The sequence below is a fragment of the Nocardia sp. NPDC059240 genome, from assembly GCF_042753865.1.
In the GTDB taxonomy this organism is placed as follows: Bacteria; Actinomycetota; Actinomycetes; order Mycobacteriales; family Mycobacteriaceae; genus Nocardia.
This window is the reverse complement of sequence record NZ_JBHZAC010000008.1, coordinates 357578-377792: the sequence shown is the minus strand read 5'-3', so window position 1 is coordinate 377792 and position 20215 is coordinate 357578. Positions and strand designations below refer to the sequence as shown.

At 67.3% G+C, this 20215-nt stretch carries 22 protein-coding genes, 1 tRNA gene and 1 riboswitch; of the genes, 9 read left to right on the top strand and 14 right to left on the bottom strand.

Annotation, left to right across the window (positions count from 1 at the left end):
- The 5 genes from ACFXHA_RS29285 to ACFXHA_RS29265 form a co-directional block, all read right to left on the bottom strand.
- Entirely contained in the window at positions 1 to 204 is a 204-nt protein-coding gene (locus ACFXHA_RS29285) for a hypothetical protein (RefSeq protein WP_379362186.1), read from the bottom strand.
- Positions 205 to 460: 256 nt separating this feature from the next.
- Positions 461 to 1630 carry a hypothetical protein gene (locus ACFXHA_RS29280; protein ID WP_379362185.1) on the bottom strand — a complete coding sequence of 390 codons (1170 nt, stop codon included), beginning with the start codon at positions 1628 to 1630 and terminating at the stop codon, positions 461 to 463.
- A 137-nt stretch (positions 1631 to 1767) separates the two neighbouring features.
- Positions 1768 to 1971, bottom strand: coding sequence for a hypothetical protein (locus tag ACFXHA_RS29275; protein ID WP_379362184.1), 204 nt, complete (start codon positions 1969 to 1971; stop codon positions 1768 to 1770).
- Positions 1972 to 2013: 42 nt separating this feature from the next.
- Positions 2014 to 2319, bottom strand: a complete 306-nt coding sequence (locus ACFXHA_RS29270) for a hypothetical protein (protein WP_379362183.1) — start codon at positions 2317 to 2319, stop codon at positions 2014 to 2016.
- Between the two features lie 194 nt (positions 2320 to 2513).
- Positions 2514 to 2586: transfer RNA gene (locus ACFXHA_RS29265), tRNA-Gly, on the bottom strand.
- Between the two features lie 235 nt (positions 2587 to 2821).
- Between ACFXHA_RS29265 and ACFXHA_RS29260 the strand changes: the two genes are divergently transcribed.
- On the top strand, positions 2822 to 4234 hold the full coding sequence (locus tag ACFXHA_RS29260; protein ID WP_379362309.1) for a DUF1254 domain-containing protein: 1413 nt from the start codon (positions 2822 to 2824) through the stop codon (positions 4232 to 4234).
- A gap of 281 nt (positions 4235 to 4515) precedes the next feature.
- On the opposite strand, the gene ACFXHA_RS29255 is transcribed toward ACFXHA_RS29260, so the two are convergent.
- The 6 genes from ACFXHA_RS29255 to ACFXHA_RS29230 form a co-directional block, all read right to left on the bottom strand.
- Entirely contained in the window at positions 4516 to 5445 is a 930-nt protein-coding gene (locus ACFXHA_RS29255; RefSeq protein WP_379362182.1) for a hypothetical protein, read from the bottom strand.
- Positions 5442 to 7082, bottom strand: coding sequence for a cutinase family protein (locus ACFXHA_RS29250; RefSeq protein WP_379362181.1), 1641 nt, complete (start codon positions 7080 to 7082; stop codon positions 5442 to 5444). The genes ACFXHA_RS29255 and ACFXHA_RS29250 overlap by 4 nt, the downstream gene beginning before the upstream one ends.
- A gap of 78 nt (positions 7083 to 7160) precedes the next feature.
- Positions 7161 to 7853 (bottom strand): hypothetical protein, encoded by a 693-nt coding sequence (locus tag ACFXHA_RS29245; protein ID WP_379362180.1) that lies wholly within the window; start codon positions 7851 to 7853, stop codon positions 7161 to 7163.
- A complete protein-coding gene (locus ACFXHA_RS29240) occupies positions 7850 to 8998 on the bottom strand; it encodes a MinD/ParA family protein (RefSeq protein WP_379362179.1) in 1149 nt (382 codons plus the stop codon). The genes ACFXHA_RS29245 and ACFXHA_RS29240 overlap by 4 nt, the downstream gene beginning before the upstream one ends.
- Before the next feature lie 3 nt (positions 8999 to 9001).
- Positions 9002 to 9961: a hypothetical protein gene (locus ACFXHA_RS29235; protein ID WP_379362178.1), complete on the bottom strand. Its 960-nt coding sequence runs from the start codon at positions 9959 to 9961 to the stop codon at positions 9002 to 9004.
- A 1251-nt stretch (positions 9962 to 11212) separates the two neighbouring features.
- A complete protein-coding gene (locus ACFXHA_RS29230; RefSeq protein ID WP_379362177.1) occupies positions 11213 to 12427 on the bottom strand; it encodes a hypothetical protein in 1215 nt (404 codons plus the stop codon).
- 342 nt (positions 12428 to 12769) lie between these two features.
- On the opposite strand from ACFXHA_RS29230, the gene ACFXHA_RS29225 reads away from it, so the two are divergent.
- Entirely contained in the window at positions 12770 to 13426 is a 657-nt protein-coding gene (locus ACFXHA_RS29225; RefSeq protein ID WP_379362176.1) for a hypothetical protein, read from the top strand.
- Positions 13427 to 13429: 3 nt separating this feature from the next.
- On the opposite strand, the gene ACFXHA_RS29220 is transcribed toward ACFXHA_RS29225, so the two are convergent.
- The 3 genes from ACFXHA_RS29220 to ACFXHA_RS29210 form a co-directional block, all read right to left on the bottom strand.
- Entirely contained in the window at positions 13430 to 13744 is a 315-nt protein-coding gene (locus tag ACFXHA_RS29220; protein WP_379362175.1) for a DMT family transporter, read from the bottom strand.
- A gap of 9 nt (positions 13745 to 13753) precedes the next feature.
- Positions 13754 to 13816, bottom strand: a riboswitch (guanidine-III (ykkC-III) riboswitch).
- Between the two features lie 84 nt (positions 13817 to 13900).
- The gene (locus ACFXHA_RS29215; RefSeq protein ID WP_379362174.1) at positions 13901 to 14098 is read right to left on the bottom strand and encodes a DUF397 domain-containing protein; all 198 of its coding nucleotides are present in this window, start codon (positions 14096 to 14098) and stop codon (positions 13901 to 13903) included.
- Positions 14095 to 15000 carry a helix-turn-helix domain-containing protein gene (locus ACFXHA_RS29210; RefSeq protein ID WP_379362173.1) on the bottom strand — a complete coding sequence of 302 codons (906 nt, stop codon included), beginning with the start codon at positions 14998 to 15000 and terminating at the stop codon, positions 14095 to 14097. Before ACFXHA_RS29210 ends, ACFXHA_RS29215 begins: the two co-directional genes overlap by 4 nt.
- Positions 15001 to 15165: 165 nt before the next feature.
- On the opposite strand from ACFXHA_RS29210, the gene ACFXHA_RS29205 reads away from it, so the two are divergent.
- The 7 genes from ACFXHA_RS29205 (at position 15166) to ACFXHA_RS29175 (ending at position 20181) form a co-directional block, all read left to right on the top strand.
- Positions 15166 to 15372 carry a hypothetical protein gene (locus tag ACFXHA_RS29205; RefSeq protein ID WP_379362172.1) on the top strand — a complete coding sequence of 69 codons (207 nt, stop codon included), beginning with the start codon at positions 15166 to 15168 and terminating at the stop codon, positions 15370 to 15372.
- A 4-nt stretch (positions 15373 to 15376) separates the two neighbouring features.
- Complete coding sequence (locus ACFXHA_RS29200; protein ID WP_379362171.1) at positions 15377 to 15601, top strand: hypothetical protein; 225 nt, start codon at positions 15377 to 15379, stop codon at positions 15599 to 15601.
- A 297-nt stretch (positions 15602 to 15898) separates the two neighbouring features.
- Positions 15899 to 16222 carry a type VII secretion target gene (locus ACFXHA_RS29195; protein ID WP_379362170.1) on the top strand — a complete coding sequence of 108 codons (324 nt, stop codon included), beginning with the start codon at positions 15899 to 15901 and terminating at the stop codon, positions 16220 to 16222.
- Positions 16223 to 16251: 29 nt separating this feature from the next.
- The gene (locus tag ACFXHA_RS29190; protein WP_379362169.1) at positions 16252 to 18570 is read left to right on the top strand and encodes a hypothetical protein; all 2319 of its coding nucleotides are present in this window, start codon (positions 16252 to 16254) and stop codon (positions 18568 to 18570) included.
- On the top strand, positions 18567 to 19448 hold the full coding sequence (locus ACFXHA_RS29185) for a hypothetical protein (protein WP_379362168.1): 882 nt from the start codon (positions 18567 to 18569) through the stop codon (positions 19446 to 19448). Before ACFXHA_RS29190 ends, ACFXHA_RS29185 begins: the two co-directional genes overlap by 4 nt.
- On the top strand, positions 19445 to 19696 hold the full coding sequence (locus ACFXHA_RS29180; RefSeq protein ID WP_379362167.1) for a hypothetical protein: 252 nt from the start codon (positions 19445 to 19447) through the stop codon (positions 19694 to 19696). The genes ACFXHA_RS29185 and ACFXHA_RS29180 overlap by 4 nt, the downstream gene beginning before the upstream one ends.
- 170 nt (positions 19697 to 19866) lie before the next feature.
- Positions 19867 to 20181, top strand: coding sequence for a hypothetical protein (locus tag ACFXHA_RS29175; RefSeq protein WP_379362166.1), 315 nt, complete (start codon positions 19867 to 19869; stop codon positions 20179 to 20181).
- Positions 20182 to 20215 lie beyond the last annotated feature (34 nt).

The following is a 20215-nucleotide window of genomic DNA, read 5'->3' as shown; positions in this document are numbered from 1 at the left end:
TCAGTACCGCCCGCCGTTGTGGTCGTGGGTGGGCCCACCCATGGACGGGCTGGTGCTGTCGTGCCCGAAGGTCTGGCACGTCGGATTGTTCACATCGGGATAGGCACATCCCGGGCTGGTGTCAGCACTCGCGACCCCGGTCCCGGCAACCACGACCGCCACCAGAACCCCGGTGCATGCTGCGACGATTCCACTCCTGCTCATCACGCCACTCCTTCCACTCCTCCGCTGATCACTCCCCACGAGTCCACCCCTCCCACCTGAGAATCCGCGAGGAGCACCCGAAGAATCACCCGCTATCAAGATCAGGGGGAGTACTCGCTGCGGAATTATGTCCGTTTCACCGCAGCGGGGGCTCCCTGATCTTGTCGGCCTCAGCGATCACCGATGACCTGTGGACCGAGGTGCGTGCCAGGTCCGAAGGCCGCGGCCATGTCCGAATTGCCCGCTTGGCTGAGGTTTATGGGGTGCTGCGCGTGTCCAGGGTCAGGCGGAAGGGGGCTCGGTGCCAATGCCAGTCGTGGCGCAGGGTCAGGGCGGCCAGGTCCAGCAGTTCCAGCCCGGTGTCGGCGCGGTAGGTGTCGAGGGCCTGCCAGGTGAGTGGGCCGGTGGCGAGGCGGGCGGTAAGGGTGGCCTCGTAGTGGGGGTTCACCTTGCGGGACAGCAGTTCCGGGATGCCGTCGCGACTGCCGGTCCAGCTGAGCCAGCCCCAGCCGCGTGCGAAGGCGTGCCCTCGGGTAGCGGCCGCGCGGGCGCGCTGGGGATGCAGCGCGGTGTGGGCGAGGGGGAGTACGTCGATCAGCACGGTGCGGCCGTCGGCGAATGTGGCTGCGGCGGTGGGGTAGTGGACACGGTCGCTGCCGTCGAGCTCGTAGCCGACGGCGACCGGAAGCTCGGCGAAGGTGGCCACTCGTGGGCTCGCGTCGAGGGCGCGCAACAGCCGCGCCTGCAGCGCGGTGTCGAAAGTGACTTCGCGCCCGAGCTTTTCGGAGTACATGCGGCCGCGCCCGTCGTCCTCGTAGTCGAGGCGTCCGGCCGGAAGCACCGGAACCGGTTCGGGTGTGCCGCCGGGCCATTCGACGCGCGGGAGCCAGGTGTTCCACATATCGTCCGGCGCCTCGTCGGGGTGCGCCGCGGGCAGCAGATGCCAGCGCCCCTTCTGCTGCCAGCCGGCGATGCGCTGGAACACGAACCCCGCCAGCCGTTTCGAATCCTGCAGATCGTGCCCGGCCAGCCGCAGCTTCAGATACGCCCAGTCCTGCGCCGCGATATCCCCGTCGGTGGCATAGGTTTCCGCGAGCAGGGTCCGTACCAGCCGCTCGTCACCCCACCCGACCGGATACCGCGCCGCGAACACGCCCAGATCCGGTTCCCCGGTGGCCAGCGCCTGCCGCACCATCACTCCCACGGCCCGGGTGTACAACTGCCGCGCTCGATCCCGTGACACCCCGAAGCGCGCCCCCAGCAGCATCAACGTCTCCGGGCTCTCCCCGTCCAGCCCTAACCGGCACGTCATCAGCTCCGCGTCGCGCGGCCGATCCGCCGCCACCTCCCCGACCATCCCGGCCAGCACCTCATTGACGTGTTCCAGCCCGAAGTCCACCCCGTCGGCCGGATCCTCCCGCGGCACCCTCCGCGTGATCCCTGCATCACTCGTCGTCAACGCGTCCCCTACCCGTCCTCGCCAATCCGTTCGACGAGCCTAACCGCGCCCACCGACACAACCACCCCACCCGCCCCGGACATGCCGACCAGCTCTGCGGTCGCTCACTCGCCCATTGGCGTGATGATGCCGGGCAGATAGCCCCTGAACTTGCCGAGCCGGGCGTTCGCGCGCGATGGGCGGGAGCCCGCGATCCGGGCGGAGAGTATGCGCCGGGTCGTCGGGCATCGGGCCGCCGGGGAGTGGGCGGCCCGTTGCGAAATGTGCTCGGGTAGCTGCGAAATGTGCTCGGGCAGCGCCGAATCCATGGCCGGACGCGAGATCCGGCGCAGGGTGGGGCGTGAGCGAGGTTAGGTGGTGATGACCGCGTTCATGATGGTGCCGGCGCTGGTGGCGATGATGCCGCCGATCATGGCTCCGGCGACCATCTTCGGCGAGGCGAGGCCGCTGCCGGACCATTTCTCCCAGGCGAAGCGGCCACCCGCGTAGGTGATGGCCATGACCCCCGACAACAGCACGAACCAGGTGAAGTAGCGGACGAGCTTCATGAGCTTGTCGGCCACCGGGGGTGTCTCCGGAGTGGGGTTGCCGAGCTGGGCGAGCACGGCATGTTGGGAGAGCACAGTGTCGTGAAAGGCGCTGAGCAAGAGGGTCACCCTGCAAAGGTACCGCGAAACGGCGGCGACATGCCCGGGATGCCTGTGAGATCTACTGCGTAAGAACAGCTTTCGCTGTGCTCGTGCTGCGAGACACTGGTGAAGATGCTTCGAGAAAGCGGTGAGTTTGCTCTGAGAGCTTCGGAAAAACTCCGAAAGCCCCGGAAAATTTCCGGGGCGGAGGGAAGAAATTGAGCGGATGACGAGATTCGAACTCGCGACCCTCACCTTGGCAAGGTGATGCGCTACCAGCTGCGCTACATCCGCATTTGCGTCCATCCGGGTTGTTTCGGCCCGTCCGGCTGCGAGAAAGAACGATAGCCGACCCGTGCCGCATTTCCAAAACGCCTGGCAAACGGCGAGTTCCTCATGTGAGTCGACCCCTGAAATTCCACCGTCGGCGTGCCGCCCTTGTTAGCGTCGGAGCGGCATTGATTGCCAAGAGGTTGCGAAATGCTCAGCCGGCTCGGATCCAACTCTCGAGGAGGTCGTTGTGTCGGAGATGTTCGGCAGTGTCAGTCGCCGTGGACTGTTCGGTATGGGCCTGGCGGTGGCCGCCGGGGCCGCGCTCTCCGCCTGCGGATCCAGCAGCAAAGACAGTGGCAGCAGCGCGACCACCACCTCGGCGAGCAACGACCCCACGGCGATCGCGACGGATGCCTACACCTTCGGCTATCCACTGGTCCTCATGGACGCCACCCGTGCGGCGGGCAGCCCGATCAATCAATTCGTGCATGCCGATTCGTTGCCGGGCCCTGACGACCGGGTCGTGGTGCGGGTCAACCTCGACACCCTGTACTCGCAGGCCTGGCTGGACCTGACCGCCGAGCCGCTGGTGCTGCGCGTCCCCGGCATGGAAGCCGACCGGTACTGGCTGATGCAGTTGCTCGACGCGTGGACCAACACCACCCACGATCCGAGCAGCCTCCGCCCGCAGGTGACCGCGGCCGGGCCGACCCCGCCGTTCACGTATCTGATCACCGGCCCCGGCTGGTCGGGTGACGTGCCGGAAGGCATGACGCGGCTGGCGATGCCGACCAATACCGTCTGGATCATCGGCCGTGTCCAGGTCAACGGGTCCGACGATATTCCCGCCGTGCGCGCCATCCAGTCCAAGCTGCTGCTCGCCCCGTTGAGCGGATATCTGGCCGATCCCGGAATCGCCACGCCCGGTGTGCCTTTCAGCGCGGGCGTCCGGGGCGCGTCACCCTCGCAGGAGGTCGCGGCCCTGGATGGCCCGGCCTTCTTCACCAAACTCTGCACGCTCATGTCGGCCAACCCGCCCGGCGCGGCCGACACCGCCGCCCTGAACCGCTTCGCCACCTTGGGAATCAAGCCCGGCGGCACGCCTTTCGCCGATGCCGCGGTCTTGACCGCCGGTGTCGAGGCCGGGAAGAAGCAGCTGGCCGACTATCAGGACCCGCACGGCGCGAACGTCAACGGCTGGTCGTATTCGACCGACCTGGGTACTTATGGCACCAACTACGCCCTGCGCGCGCATACCGCCTACTTCGCCCTCGGCGCGAATCTGCCCCAGGACGCCCTCTACCCCACGCTGTCGGGCACGGCTGACACCAACGGCACACCCCAGCGCTTCCGCCTGCATTTCGCGCCCGACCAGCTACCCCCGGTGGACGCCTTCTGGTCGATCACCGCCTACGACGCCGACAGCTTCCTGATCCCCAACCCCGCCAACATCTACGCGGTAGGCCACCAGATCCCGGTCACCAAGAACCCCGACGGTTCCCTCGACCTCACCGTCCAGAACGGCGACCCCGGCCCAGCGGTCCCCACCGGCAACTGGCTCCCCATCCCCGCCACCGGCAAGTTCTCCCTCACCCTTCGCCTCTACGCCCCCAAACCCGAAGCCGCCCAGGGCAAATGGCAACCCCCCGCCCTCACTCCCGCCTCCTGATCCTGCCGGACAACGCCTGACCCCACTCGGCGCTGGGCTCCGACGCTGTGCCCGCCTCGCGCCGATGGCCTGTGCCGCTCGCGTCCCAACCCGTGCCGCTCGCGCACTGAGCCCGTGGCACCGATGCCCCTGCGTCGCCCCGTGCCGTCCTGAACCTGTGTGGCCGATCCTGTGCTGCGACCGCTCCAGGGTGCACCCACTCCGGCGGTGAGAATGCGTTGGTGGCGGTGTCTTCTCGGTGGATGCCTACGCCAGTGCATGTTGACGGGGTGGGAGACGGGTTATTTGGGGGTGTCTTCGTTCATCGGGACGATGGCGGAGATGAGGGTGGCGTCGCCGACCTTGGTGGTGATGACCAGTTGCGGTGACCAGGTGCGCTTGGTGGCATCCGGATGCTGCTCGCTGACCACCATCACATGCTGCCCGTCGAAGGGTCCGGGCATGATCTGCACACAGTAGGTGGTGCCGACCGGTATGGAGTCGATCCCGGCTTGGATCTGCTCGACCGTCGGCGCGGCGGCGTCGGGCGCGAACATCTCCCGCACCGCCTTGCCGTTGCGGTCGACGTAGTACCGATTCTGCAGCGCCAGAATGACATCCGGCCCGGACTTGGTGCTGCCGGGCCCGTTGCCCCGGACATTGCCGCCCTTGGTCTCGTTGGGGCACAGTCCCGCGGGCACCGCTGCGGCGGGCTGGTCGGTGCCCGGCGGCGCGGTGGTGACGGCGACGGCGGCCTGTGGCGTGGCGACTCCCGGTTTGGCGGGTGCAGCGTCCCCGGTGACCTTGGCGATCTGCACGGCGATCGCCGCCGTGACCGCGAGCACCGCCAGCAGCCCCAGCAGCGGTACCGCCCACTGCCTTCCACGCCCGGTGAGCGCGCCGCGAGCGGGCCGGGTCCGGGCCGGCCGGGTGGGCCGCTTCAGCGGCCGCCGTTCGTCGCCGTATTCCGACCAGGATGAGCGGCGGGCGGCGGTCGCCTGCGCCGGTTCGTCTCCCGATCGTGCCCGGGGTTCGTAGTACTCGTCCTCGTCGAATTCGTCGTCGTAGTCGTCGAATTCGCGGGGCTCGTATTCCTGGTAGGCGGGTGCCCGGGTCGCCGGGGCGGCTGCGGGCGCACCGGAGATCCAGTCCGACCAGCGCCCGGTGTAGGCGTCGGGTCCCTCGTGGTCCGGCGGTTGCGTTGTCGCCGAATCGGATTCGATGGTGCTCATGGTGTCGCCTGTGCGCCGAGGTTGGGGATCAGTGGTGCCCCGCTGGTGGGCGGCGTGCTGGTCCCGGGGGTGAAGGTCATGATCGGCGCCCCGCTGGACGGGGTGCCGGTGGCGGAGGGATCCCCGCCGAGCGGGAACTGCCCGTTGGGCGCGACGCTGGTGGGGGTGGTCGAGGTGCCCGCGAAATCCATTCCGAGACTGGGCTTGTCGCTGCCTCCGAGCGGAGTGCCGCCGGACTGCGCGGCCCCGGACAGATCGTGTGCGACCGCCGCGAACCACTGCCCGACCCAGTCGGTGGGGCTCTCCCCGAATCCCGCGCCCTGCGCGTGCGTGTAGTCGTGCTTCTGCGCGGTGTCCCAGTACCGCACCCAGGTGGTGATGTCGAGGAGATCCTTGTTGTCGGTGATGTTCTGGGTGACGGCCGAGAATGACTGGCTCACCAGCCGGCTGATGGTGGTGGGCGGCACCAGGTTGGTGACCGCGCCCAGCAGCTTGGTCCCGAAGACCGCCAGTCCGGCAATGGGATTGGCGAGTCCGGCGGTGGCGATCTCGGCGATATTGGCGGGCGTCAGGATGTCCTTCACCACGGCCACCACGGAGTTGACCGCGATCAGCCCGACCTTGAGCAGCGCCTGCAGCGCACCCGGAATGTCGACCTGGTTGGCCGGATTCGAGGCGTCGGCAATGCGCTGCGAGATCGACTTCTGCGGCTGATACGACAGATCCGAGATCGAGTTGCCCGACACATCGTTGTTGACCACCGAGGTGACGGTCTTGATCGAGGTGAACGCCAGCGCCTCCGCGATCGACTTCAGCGATCCGATCGGGTCACCGGCTGAAAGTTCCACCTGCCCCGCGATATTGGCGACGGTGCGGACCAGCGGCGCGCCCACCGGGGTGTCGCAGGCCAGGTCGCCTTCGGTGCAGAATTCCGCGACCCGGCCGACGAGGGAGCCGAAGTTCTCGAGGGTGGCGCTGTCGGGTGCGATGCCCGCCCCGGACGCGGTCTTGGTGGCGGGCGGATCCGAAAGTCCGGACACCGCTTTGCCGTCCGTGCCCGGCGCGGCGGTCGGCTGCTTCTGATCGGGTTTGCCCGGGAACAGCGGCGCGTTGGCATTGCGGTTGGGGTCGCCGAACAGCGCTACCGCGGCGATCCGGTCGGCCGGGACGGTGCCCTGCCCCGACCCGACCTCCTGCGCGAACTGGGAGGCGACGTGCGCGCCCTGCGAGTATCCGGCGATCGCCAATTTGCTGCTGGGGCAACGGTCCACGACCTGTTTGGCCATGGAGCGCAGCCGGTCCAGGCCGTCGCCGACGGACTTGGTGTAGGTGACGGTGCTGATCGAGGTGGCCCCGCCGAAGGATGCCTCGTAGGGGACGTAGGCGCGGTCCACGAGTCCGGCGTCGGAGGCGGCGGCCATCATGGGCCGGAACACTTCCGAGAGCATGCCGGTGTCGGTGGTGACGGCGGCGTCGGGGGAGGATTCACCGGTGCCCTGGATGCCGAGCGCGAACAGGGCCGGGCATTTGTCGATGGGCACTGTGGTGTCGGGTGGCCCGCCGCTGGCCAGGCCGACCGCCGCGGTCGCGATCACACAGACGGCGGCGGTCAGCAGCGCCGAGCTCCGGAGGGTCACCGCCGGGCTCCGGGATTGCCGCGTAGAGCTCCGGAATCTCAGGGTGGGCAGCAGTTTTCGATGCATGTCGCACCTCGTTCAGGTCAGGGACTGGCTGATTCCGCGCTCATCGACGGCCGGGTGGCCGTGCTGCGCCTGTTCGGTGATCCGCGCCCCGGCGGTCCGGGCCGCGGTGAGGATCTGCTCGGCCAGAAGCCGAACCGGTTGCGGGGGAGTGCGAGTGGGGTCGCCGTCGTCGACCGGTGTGTGACCGGCGGCGGGATCCCAGGCCGCCAGTTCGTAGGGTTCCAGGGCCCGCCACTGCTCGAGCCAGCCCAGCCGCCAGGTGCGCGCACCCAGGCCGAGCGCCAGCCCTTCCATCTCCTCACGTCGCTGGGCGACCGGAATCGGCAGTGGCCGAGCCGAATCCGCCACGGTCAGCACGCCGACCACGGCGCTGCCGACCGGCGTCGCCTGCGCCTGATGTGCCAGCAGTGCCCGCTGCAGGGCGTTGACGCCGCGTAAGTGGTTGCGCCCCACCAACACCACCAGCGGCGAATCCATGTCCCCCACCAGGCCGATGCGTGCGGGCCAGCGTTGCCCGGCATCGCCCGCCCAGCTCAGGCTCGCCGCCAGGCTGCTCACCCCGGCGCCCCCGTGCACCCCGACCAGCCACACCAGTGGCGGCCGCGCGGGCCGATTCGGTACTGCCCGATGCCACATCGGCACCGGCTCCGGCGCGGGCGACCCGGCTGTCGTCGTCTCCGCGAATCCGAAGAGTTGGCTGCTCATCGCAACGCTCCCAGCAGGGCAAGGTAGGCGTCGCGGGTTTCGGCGGTGAGCCGATGCCAGGTGATCGGGCCGCCGGTGGCGAGGTGAATGTCGAACGGCACCTGCACGATTGCCCGCACCCAGGATCCGAGGTGGGTGCGCACATGCTCGAGTACCGTGGCCGCGGATCCGGGCACCTGTTCGGTGAGCACGATGACGGCGTCCCCGACCACGAACTCCCCGAAATTCTCGTCCAGCCAGCCCAGTGCGGGCTGCAGCCGGTTGATGGCATCGGGTCGTGCGGCGACGGTGAGCACCAACCCCACCCGAGGGTCGGCCAGCAGTGGTGCGGCCAACCGGCTGGTGACGGGTGCGCCCGCGTCGAAAACCCCTAGCAGCCCGGCGGTTTCGAGATGCCGTGCCGCCGAGACCAGAGATTCCCGGCGCGGCAACGGGTCCGGCGTCCGGGGGAGCACCCGCACCCCGGTCGAGGTCTGCCCCGAACACGCTCCCACCGTGGCGGCGACTCCGGGATCGCTTGTCCCCAGCCACTTCTGCAGCGTGCTCATCGGCGCGACGGCGTCGCATCCGCGCAACGCCACATCCCCGCCGCCGAGCGTGGCATCGACCACGACCGGCCACACCGCGCCCTCACTGTCCACTCCCGCTGCCGCGGCCAAGCCCAGCGCGACGGTCGTCGCCCCCGACGATCCGGACCCGCCCAGCACCAGCACCGGCGGCAACGCCGCCCGCACCAGCCGGCCCTGCCCGCCCCGCAACGGCACCCTGTCGGTCGGCGACCCGCCCGGCGACGGCTGCATGAGCGCCGCCACCTCCGAATCCTCCTCGCCCCCAACCCCTCCGGCCCGCACCGCCTCCACCAGCCGCGCCGCCACCTCCGCCCGCCGTGAATCCTCTTCAGCCTGCGTCGAGTGCCTACCGTCCGGCTCCTGCTGCACCCCGGAGGGATGCTGCGCCGCGGACGGATGCTGCGCCGCGGAGGGATGCTGGGGCGCGGAAGGGTGCTGTGGCGCGGAGGGGTGCTGGGCTGCGGGGGGATGCTGGGCTGCCGCACCATCGTCTAGCCGGAACCAGAAGTCGGAGCGTGGGTCCTCGGACGGCCCGGACCCCGGGCCCGGGCGCACCCGGTCGTCGATATCGACCATGGCTCACCGGCTTCCGTCGGTGATGGCGCTGATCCGGACCTGCCCGTCGCGGGTGACGGTGGTGATCACCTGTTGCCAGGACACCTGCGTGCCGTCCGGGTGCTTCTCGTCGATGCTGACGTTCCAGTGGTCGGGGTCCACGCCGGTGATGTTCACGCAGTGCTTGGTCCCGGCGGGTGTGGCCGTAATCGCGTCGCGGGTGGCCTGTTCCGGCGCGACCTTGGCGTCGGGCGCGAGCAGTGCGCGCACGGCCGCCGGATCACGCAGTACGTACCAGGCGTATTCGAGGCGCATGATGACGCCGGGCCCGGTGCCGAGATCACCGGCGCTGGCCCCGCTCACCCGATCGGGCGTATTGCGTTCCTGGCACCACACGATCAGTCCCGGCTGATTCCCGCCCGTCGTGGACGGGCTCGCGGTGGCGTGCACCGGAATTGCCCGCGGGGTACTCGATTTCTCCGGGGTGAGCCCCCACCAGCCGACGACCGCCACGACCACCAGGGCCAGCGAAACTCCAGCAATTGCGAGTGCCCGCCGTCGAATCCGCATCCGCCGCTGTGTCTGTGCCGCCCGCCGCCGCGCCTCGATGACCAGCGCCGCCATCGGATCCTCGGTCGCCAGATCGTACGGGCTGCCCGCCGGCGCGCGCCCTTGTCCGTGGTCGTTCTCCTGGTTCGCCCAGGCCGATTCGTTCAGCCAGGACGCCCACCCCGGCGCGGTGGCCGCGTCCGCGGAACGGATCGGCTGCCCGCCTCCGGTCGGCGCGAGTTCGGGCAGGGCGGGCCGCCCACCGCCCCGATCCGGGTTCCGCCCGTTGCCCGCGACCGTCTCACTGTTTCGCCACGTCGTCGGCCCGGACCAATAGCCGGCCGCACCGGGCTCGCCGCCGAATCCGTCCGGCTCCGAAGGATGTCCGCCCCGTTCCCGAGCATTGTCGGCCCGCGTCGCGCCCGTCGCCCGCACGCTCGTTCCCGCCCAGCCCGTTTCCGCCTCGCTCGTCCCTGTCTTGTTCGTAGAGCCCGCAGCCGACCCGGTCGTGTTCGCCCTGGTCCTCGCTGATTCGGCCGCACTCGGCTCGGCCGTACTCGACCTCGCCGTACCCGACCTGCTCGCACCCGGCTCGGGCGCACTCGATCCCGCCGGGTTCGACCGAGCCTTCGTCGAATTCGGCCCAGCCGTAGTCGACTCGGGCGTGGTCGATGTGGGCACGGTCGATTTCTGCCTTGCTGATTCGGGCGTGGTTGATTCGGGCGTGAATGTTTGGGGCGTGAGCGTTTCGGGGGTAGCCGGATCAGCCGCGCCAGGCACGGCCGCGGTGAACGTGTCCACCGTTGATCCCTCATCGCTGGACCCGAGCGCCGAAAAATCTGGTCTCTCAGCTTCCTGGTCGGCGGAAGCGCGCACGTCACGCTCGCCACCCGGGACCGAATTGCCGGCGGCTAGATCACCGGACGCCCGGCTACGCGCGACTCCGACGATCGGCGTGCTGCCACCGGTGAGCCGCCCGCTGGCGGACTTCCCGGACGCGCCCTCACCGCTGGTCCCCGTTCGCGGCCGCACGGACTCACCCGTGAGTCGCCCGGATCCGGCCTTGCTCGGCCTGGTCTCGCTGGTGAGCCGCCCGAGCCCGCCCCCACTCCGGCCGCCCTCACCTCGAGCGCCCGAGGTTGCGCCGACGTCGAGTCCGGTGGAAGTGGTTGCGTCGGGCTCGGTTCTGGTGGGCGGTGTCGCGCCGATGTCGGACCCGGTGGAAGTGGTTGCGTCGGGCTCGGTTCTGGTGGGCGGTGTCGCGCCGATGTCGAGTCCGGTGGGAGTGGTTGTGTTGGGCTCGGTTCCGGTGAGCGGTGTCGCGCCGACGTCGGGTCCGCTGGGACTGGTTGTGCCGGTCTCGGATCCGGACGGTTTGGCCGTGCTGGGTCCAGATCCGGTCGGTTCGGCCGTGCTGGGTTCGGATCCGGCTGTGGCGGGCTCGGATCCGGCTGTCGCCGTGTGGGGTGCGAGGCCGGTCAGTGCGGTTGGTCCGGGGCCGGTGCGGGTGGTGGCGAGCTCGGGGCCGGTCGGTGGGGTGCCGGTGGGCGCGGGTGTGGTTACCGCGGGCTCGATTCCGGCGGGTGGGGGTGCCGGTGTGGTCGGGGTGGGGGATAGGTGGCCGGGGGCGGATTCGGTGGCGGAGTCGTTGTCTGCGGTCACGGCGTCATCCGTGTCGTTGTCCGGTCACGCACCGGGCTGGATCGCGGCCATGAACGCCTCGGGCGTCAGCACGGGCATCTGCGCCACCGCCGTCCGTAGCGAATCCACCTGCGTATCCACGGCATCCGTCACCTGCGTGACGATCGGCGAGGCCTCCGGCACCGCGGCAGCCACCTGCTGCCCCACCCCCGAAACGACCTGCTCGACCGCCGGAGCCGCAGCCTCCACCACCGGCGCGACCTGCTGCTCCACCGTATTCGCCACCTGCTGCACCACCGGCGCAGCCGCCTCCACCACGGGCGCGGCCACCTGCGCGATCGGCGCGGGCAGCCCGGCGATCGCCGCCACCGGCTGCACCCCGGGAACCCCGGCCTGCCCCGAAAGCGGCACCTGCGCAGCAGTATCGATGAGAGACGTCGGCGCGGCCGGCTGCACTGTTGGCGTACCGCCCGTCAGACCCCCGAGTACGCCGCCCGCTACTGCGCCGAGCGCAGCACCAACGAACATGCCGGGGAAGCCAGCGACCAGGGAGCCTGCCAGGCATCCGACAGAACCACCGATGCCCGCGCCGACCGGAGCACCAACTCCGCCGGTGGGTATGCCGCCGATGGCTGCTCCAGCGAGTCCGCCGATAACTCCGCCGACTGCGCAACCGCCAACCACGAATAGCCCGGTGCTGACCATTCCAACGCCAGCACCCGCGACGCTGCCCGACACACTTCCGGCGGCCATCCGATCGGATTGGTCGCGGGGGAATCCCAAACTGTCGTAGAACGCGGCAACTTGCCACTCCGCCATATCGAGGTACGACTGCGCTTTGTCGCGCGACTTCGTATCGATGAAGTCCGGCAGTTCAACCTTGCTCGTGCCGACGCGTAGCTGATGAGGATCTGCAGGCATCACTTCGGGCGCATTAGCTGCAGGCTGATCCGGCTGCGTAGCTTGCGGTTCCGTCGGCTGGACCTGCTGCTGCCCAGGCTGGATGATCGTGTCCTGCTGCGGCGTGGTCTGCTGCTTCGGCCGGGGCCGGTTCGGGGCCGGGATCGGCGGGTCCGGAATGAAATCGGCCGGGCTGGGCGCGGATTGCTGGGGCGCTTGGGGTTGGGTGCTGAGTCCGGGCTGCCCGTCACCGGGGACGGCGAGGCCGGGTTGGCCCGGGTTGGCAGCGGCTACGCCGTGCCCGGCGACCAGCGCGATCGGCAGCATGGTCAGTAACAGCGAAGTCTTCTTGGTCTTCATATCCCCAATTCCCCTTCCCCGAACGGACAGCAGTGGGCCTGTGGCCCTATTCCCCCGGATGCCATGGCATTCCGCACCACTGGCCGACAACACAGGTGGCCCACCGGAACTGCGTTCCGATGATCCATCATGAAACCCCACCACCTGCGATGATCATGTTGCGGACCCGATCTTACCCGGATCTCAGGGTCCCACAACCGGATCCGTGACGGGAGTGACGAATTGTTAAACCCAACTGTTCGTGACCCATAGGATCGTCCCGATCGGCCGCCCGCAACGGGCTCGAACCAGCGTCACCGCAACACTTCTCGACCGCCCCGCGGTCCGCCCGAAGGAATTCCCATGCGCGCCAAGCCAGCACACCATGCGCAAACTTTCGCCGCCGTGGCCGTCACGCTGCTCGTCACCGCGTGTGGTCTCACCGTCTCGGCCTGCGGATCAAGTGATCACAGTGCCTCCGCCACCACGACCACCACCGTCGATCCGGCCCGCGCTCCCGCCGATGTGCACTGGGAGAACTACCAGGGCGTACTGCTCCCCGTCGGCGGCCACGACGGCCCCAGCAAACTCGGCACCACCGCCGCCGGCTTCACTCATACCCCGCAGGGCGCGGCCCTGGCCGCCATCAACCACAGCACCCGTCTGGCCTTGGCCCCCGACGGCGTATGGCCGCAGGTAGCGGCGATTTCCTTGATTCCCGGCCCCGCCAAGGACTCCTGGGTTCTGGCCCGCGCCCAGGTCTCGATCACCGCCCCCGCGAATCCGACGGTCGCCCCCCATCTCACCGCCTACAAGATCACCGCATACACCCCCGACCGCGCCGATCTAACCGTCTACGCCACTTACTCCGACGCCAGCATCACCGCGACCGCGGAGACCGTCCGCTGGGTCTCCGAGGATTGGCGGCTGTTGCTCCCCGACCCCACCGCCAAAACCCAGACCATCCAATCGGTCCCGTCGATCCCCGCGGACGTGGTCACCCTGCCGCCCGCGAAATAGCCGTCACCCGACCAGCTTCAACCCGATCACGCACGCCACGATCCCACCGAGGAACAACAGCTTGACCGCACTCACGGGCATTCCGCCGGTGGCCATGGAGTAGACGACGGTCAACACCGCCCCGATCCCCACCCACACGGCGTACGCGGTCCCGACGGGCAACCCCCGCATTGCATACGCCAACCCGGCCATGCTCACCGCCAGCGCAACCGCGAACACAGCGGTAGGCCCGAGCTTGCTGAACCCTTCGGACTTCCCGAGCGCAGTGGCCCACACCGCCTCGAATACTCCGGACACAACCAGTACCAACCAGGACATGACAACCTCCGAAGGCCGTCTTGTCGCACACCGGGTACGGCTCCCTCGTCCGGGCCCCAGATCGGGGTCTACCTACACAATGGCAAACCCCCAGCGACCGGGGCAAATTCCGAGGTGGTGATCTCTGCCTCCACCCCGCCACCCCGGTCAGACGGGTCACCGCCAGACACGGCTCCCGAGGAACCGATCCCACTGCTCCCCGGTGAACACGAGCGCAGGCCCACCCGGATCCTTGGAGTCCCGCACCCCGACGATGTGTGCCCCGTCGCCTACGAAGGCGACCTCGACGCACTCCGAAGCGCTAGGCGACTTACTGGACTTGAACCACTCGGCGTTGGAAAGGTCGTAGCTCACCCGGTGCACTCCTTCGCGATGCGCCACACCAGATCGCGGCTGGCGTTCTCACTCAACGCTACTCGTTCAATGCTGGTGATCGCCCTACGAAACCGGGTGATCGAGTCGGCTTGATCGAGATACAGCGCCCCTTCGTATCCTTCCAGATAGACCACCGGTGGCTCGACGGATCTGCTTGTGACAGGCGGGAATTCGAGGAGCGTGAACGAGTGGAACAACAACCCGCTGTTGACGTCGACATTGAACGGCACGACCCGGACCGTCACGCTCATGTGCTCGCTGACCTCCGCAAGCCATCGCAACTGATCGGCCATCACCGACGGGCCGCCGGGGTGATGCCGAAGTACTGCTTCTGACAACAGTGCGTCCAGCCAGAAGTCGTCCTCATCCAGACGTGCTCGTCGCCGCGCTGCGAACTCGAGCCGGCGCTCGATATTGACCGCCGACAGATCCAGCTCCGAAGCCTGAATCAATCCTCTGCGGTACTCGGTGGTCTGCAACAAGCCGGGGATCAGCGAAAGCTGGTGTGAAGTAAGGCGATTGGCGGCGGCTTCCAAGCTCAGATAGTGATCGAAGTGTCCGTCGAGCTGATCACTATAGGATCGCCACCAACCTCGCCCCGTACCTTGCGCTTTCGCGATCTGATCGTGTCGCCTGACCTCCGCCCAAAGGCTCAAGATCTCATCGCGTTCGGAGTTCGGTTCGGACATTCCGTAGAAATCGAGCAGGACTTTGATCTGGGCGGTCGATATTTTGATTCGCTGTCCGTCCTCCATCCGACTCACGCTTTGTGGGGATGTCTCGAGTACCGCTCCTGCATCCGACTGCTTGTACCCGGCGCGGGTCCGGTAGTTGCGAAGGGTTCGGCCCAATGCCCTACGGGGAAGCGAAGATCCGGCCATTTCGTTAGCCTCGCTATCTGGGAAGCGCCAATACGGGGTAGTCCAAACTGGAATTGGCGCTAATTATCGGTGTTTCCTCGCTTCGTCGTTCTCGTTTTGGCGTTCTCAGTTGTCTACTGGCCTCGTAAGCATCCGAATTCGCCGAGTTCGTGTAGGAGGCCCGAAATGCCCTGGGACGCATGGGCGCTGCTGTCCATCATCGTGCTCTGCCTGACCGTGATCGCTCTCACCGTGCGGGACTCCTACCGCCTGTCTCACGACCACCCCCACGACACCCTTCGTCTCTCCCTATCGGGCGGAGGTCACCTCGACATCCCCTGCTCGCCAACCCATCCCGCCGGCCGCCACCGCCGCCCCCACCCGATCAGGTGACCTCATGACCCCCGCCGAAATCTCCGTCCTCACCGCCCTCCACCCTGACCACACCCTGACGGCCCCACAGATCCAACAATCCGCCGCCCTGACCTCTCACCGCACCCGAACCGCCTTGTCCCACCTCGAATCCCGCGGTCTCATCACCCCCACCCACCTCCGAGGCCGCTACCGCATCACCCCCCGAGGCCGCCTCGCCCTCCTCACCAAACGCGCCCGCTTCTCCTGACCTCCCGGATCGAAATGTGCTCGACGACGGACTCTCACCGATTCGTCGACAAGAATTCATGTTCGCAATTCGGGGCCGATCCGTGCCGATATCGGGTCGTGAGTCCGCGCTCATGCGCGTGATTCGAAAGTGCTCGCTCCCCATACCAAAGGCGCTGACCGGCAAGAACATTCGGATTCGCCCCGGAGTTCCGGGCGTTGCTGTCCCGAAGTGAGCCGGAATGTCGCCGTCCGCGTGTCGATCGGCCTGCCGAATTCGATATGCGAGGCTGGGGGAACAGCCTTGGGAGGGGATGAGATGCGGGTTTCAGCGCAGGAATTGCAGGCGGCGGCGAAGACGATCGACGGGCTCGCGGACACGGTGGACAAGGTGTCGTTGTCCGATGACAAAGCGTCCGCCTACACCTTCATCCACGTGCAACGCGGCGGTCCGGCCACCGCTGCCGCGTTGCCGTCGCTGGAACCCGCCGAGCGGCAGGCCGTGACGGTCGCGGTCGGGCGGTACCAGGAGATCTCGTCCATCATGCGCACGTCGGCGGCCTGGTACCTCGACACCGACACCCAGATCGCGGCCCGATTCGATGCCATCGGCGATCTGAACTCGGGGGTCATCCCGCAGTGACCGTTCCGACGCCCACGCAAGTGGACTCGATGGTGATCGATCTCGACGGGTTCGCCACCCGCGCCGATGCCGCCGCGACCGCGCTCAACTCGACGGCCGACGATCTGGAACGCTGCATCGACGGCATGGGATGGTCGGGGGAGGGACGCAAGGGGGCCGAGCATCGCGCGAGCCTCGAACGCAAACAGATGCGCACCCTGGCCACCGCGTTCGAGGATCTTGCCTGCGCGTGCCGCACCGGCCAGCAGACCATGGCCCCGGCTCTGGAGACCTTGAAGTCCGCGCTGAACGTGTTGCGCGGCTTGAGCTTCGAGGTAGAACCCGACTGGTCGGTCACCGACAAGTTCAACTACAAAACAGCCTACGAGCAAGCCGGCGACGACCAGACCATCAAAGACCAGCTCGACCAGTTGCAATCCACCCGCTCCGACGAGGCCGCCAACCAGACCGTCCGGCTGCAGCGCCTGGCCGCGGAGTTCGGCGCGGACGACGACACCTGCGCCCAGGCCATCGCCAAGGCCGTCACCGATATGCAGGCCCTCGCCCCCGTGTCCGCCGGCTTCAGTCCCCAACGCGCCGACCAGGATCTGGCAGACATCAAGGCGGGCAAGGCCACACCCGACGAGCTCGCCCGCTTCAAAGCCGCCACCCACCTGACCGATCAACAACTCAGCGACCTCTACAACGGCAAGGAAATCGACGTCCCGCAAGGACAATTCGACTACCTGTCCGAACTGATGAAGGACCTCGACAAGTCGAGCGTCGACACCATCGGCCACCTCGGCGACGACCTCCCCGAAGACCAGCGCAAACTCCTGCGCGGCGGCCTCACCGACGCCATGCTACTGATCTCCAACCCGCAACTCAAAACCCGCGGCGACGGCACCGACAGCGGCGCAACCCAAACGGTCTACCAGGGCGGAATGATGATGCTGCCCACCTCGATTCAGACACTGCTGAAGGACGCTCCGGCCCGTCAGGACGAGAAGGACGGCGGCAGCGAGTTCACCGGCAACCTGGTTGAAATTCCCCGCGAGGGCGATTTCAAGACGTTCCTCAACATGCTCGGCGACGGCAATCCGGCGCTGGCCCAAGGCAGTGACCTCGACCGCGGTCTGCTCAAGCAGGCCGCCGAGATCGCCGGAGTCAGCGAGGGGAACATAGTCGTGAACTCCGGAGATCCACACAGTGCGAACGAACTCGTCGACAAGATGCTCAGTCAAGCCGGCGGCGACCGGCTGGCGGTCCACGACCTGATGTACGGCACCAATATGGATTGCACGGTGACCCAAGGGCATTATGACGCACAGTCACACGTCGGAGATCTGCTCGATCACACCTGGTACGGCCACGAAGACGGCGTCGCAAAAGTCATCGAAACTGCCGGGCGCGAGGCGACCTCCGCGGATCCCACCCTCAATCGGCAATCCGGGGAGGCGTCCTGGGCGCTGGCGAACTACACCAGCACGCACGGCAACGAACTGCTTCACCTCCACGGCGGCGATCTTTCGATCGGTATGGTCGATCCCAAGATGACCAAGGCCCTCGGCTCGACGCTGGGAGCGTATATCCCCGATATGGTCGGTGCCGACAAAGGGATGTTCGGCACCAGTGGTTTCGGGAAGATCGAACCGGAGAACGTCAAGAATATCTTCGCCGTCATCGACTCGAATAGGGAGGCTGCCCGCGATTTCAACCGAGCTGCATATGCGAGTATCGCTCAGATGAATCAGCAATTCGGTGCGACCGGCGGTGCCAACTCCTCACTCGGCGAGTTCGCGGGCCGAATCGATACGGCCGCGCAAGCTGGGGTGAAGCTTGAGGTAGAGGGGCGTATCCAAGACGCCAAGCTGCGATCGGACGAGGAGAAGGCGATCTTCGACTCTGTGAAGGACGTCATTCCGTTCGGTGCGAAACATATTCCCAGGCTTGCCGGCCTCACCGAGAAATTTGCCGGTGATTTTACCGTGAGCGACTTCACCGAGCTCGGGTCGAAGATGGGCACCCCGGGATTCAAGGACTGGATTTTCGGATCAACCCCGAACATCGGGGCGAACGTCGACCTCAGCGGAAACGGCAGCTTGGTGAAGCAGTACTACAATATTCTCACCGGAATGACTTTGACGCCCGATCATCCGAACTATTCTCAGGATCCGAACATCGGACAATACTTCGACGGTGACGGCAAGATCTTGTCCTTCGATGCCATCAAAGCGCTAGACGGAGAGGATGGACTGAACAGCCTCGCGCACTTTGGTGATCAGATGAGAAGGGCTTTCCCCGGGCTACTGTCATATGAAAGCGGATGGAGAACAGGCCACGATCAATCGGAGATGCATCCACGATGAAGATGGTTCGATTCAAACGAGTAGTGCGACCGGTAGCGGTCGCCTTCGGTGTCGCGGCGCTCGCGGCGGCGTGCACAACGAATAGCGCACCGCTGTATCGGATTCCGGACCAGGCCGGGATCAACTTCCGCTGGTCCGCCGAGCCTGGATTGGGCTTGACGACAGACCCGGCGATCGTTGCGCGCGCGTTCATGGAATCGGCGTTCATCTCCTACGGGAGCTTGGGAATTGATAGCGACCGGCCGGAGCCGACCAGGTATTCCTACCCCGGGTACAAGGAGGCATATCCGCATTTCGGCTCTCACGAGATGGTTATCGGCGGCGTTACGATGGGCATCTTCAGCCCGGGCGTCACACGAACGGTAGGAACCTTCTACGCGCACCTGCTGGAACTGCGGACGGACGAATCCGCTCAGCCGCAGGCCGACCCACCGGAATGGCGAGCAGTGATGTGTGTCTGGGTGGACGCGCTCGACGTGGTATACAAACCGAGTAACGCTGCCACTGTCACCAAATCCCCTGATGGCGACCGCTATTCGCCCATCCTGAACATCGGATCCGGTCCGTACGGGTCAGGTTCCGGCCGCACGGTCCGTCTCACCCTGCAACAGCCGCCAGCCGGACACCCGACCCGTCTCTCCTCAGGTGAAGGTCCCGCACGGTACCCGACCTCAAATGTGTTCGGCGAGTGGAAGGTCACCGACGCGAACATGACGGATTCAGATGCTGACGGGGGAGTCCTCGGCCTAGGTCAACCCAACATCTGCGCCGACCGCCCCGACAACCCCGTCCCCCCGAACCTCCGCAACCGCGACTACAAATCCGAATCCGACACCCCCGCCCCCACCCTCGACCAGTACCCCGGCTGGCCCGCGTGAACCTCAACGACCTCCCCCCGAACATCCGAGCCGCCCTCCTCTCCACCCCGCAGCCTCCGCCCGTCGAAGAATCGCCGCCCACCCCCGCCCCCGACCCGGCAGACATCACCGCCATGACCTTCACCAACGTGGAGGGCATCGACACCGGCAAGTCCCCAATAGCCGCCGCCGAATGGGAAGACCGCTCGATAACCTTCACCAACGTCGAAGAACCCACCCGAGGCTCCCGAATCGCCGACCCCGGCTGACCGGCAACCCGGCCTGTGCGCGCACAATCGGCCGCGAGAACGGCTCTCTGCGTGTACTTCCCAGACTTTGTGCGTGATCGAGCCGGTTGATCTCGCCGGGCGGCGTCGGTGGTGCGGATGGCGGCGTGGTCGGTGAGCGGTGACGGATTCGGCGTGACAGACTCCCCGGCATGACCGTCCAGGATGATTTCGAACGGGTGGCGAGCGAAATGGCCGATCGCGGCGTGACCATCGCCAAGGTGTTCGGCAAGCCCGCCTACAAGGATGCCGACGGGAAGGCGTTCGCCTGCCTGTTCCAAGATGCCCTCGCTTGCCGCCTACTCGCAGGCACCCCCGAACACACCGAGGCCCTCGCCCTGCCCGGCGCGGAACTCTTCGACCCCTCGTCCCGCCACCGCCCGATGAAGGACTGGGTCAGCGTGCCCCACGCCAACGCTGACCGCTGGCTGGACTTCGCCGAAACCGCCTACACCCGCCCCCGCTGAACGACGCGGAAGTCCGCCTCGGGCAACGTGATCC